This window comes from Acidovorax sp. SRB_24, assembly GCF_012931925.1.
In genome coordinates this window covers 1-263 of the sequence record NZ_MWOM01000348.1, presented here as the reverse complement: position 1 = coordinate 263, position 263 = coordinate 1, and the positions used below count along the sequence as shown (strand labels likewise).

Annotated in this window: 1 pseudogene; it reads left to right on the top strand. The window is 63.5% G+C overall.

Annotated features, from left to right (window positions below):
• Positions 1-165 precede the first annotated feature (165 nt).
• Positions 166-263 (top strand): annotated as a pseudogene (locus B2J89_RS22220) (glutathione synthase); the annotation flags it as partial.

Here is a 263-nt window from a genome sequence, read left to right as displayed (position 1 = left end):
GTGTCGGTTCGGCCTTCTGGGGTGTGGCGGCCGGCAGCCTTGCGCTGTTTGTGCAACAGTACGAACGTCGGTCCGCCGCGCGCTAGCTGGCCAAACACTCCCGGGCGGTAGAGCCCGCCCGCCCGTGCCATCCGTGCCCTTTGCCTGAAACTTTTTTCGCACCCCATGAAACTGCTGTTCATCGCCGATCCGCTGGAAGTCTTCCAGATCTACAAAGACACCACCTTTTCCATGATGCGCGAGGCGCAGCGCCGCGGCCACCG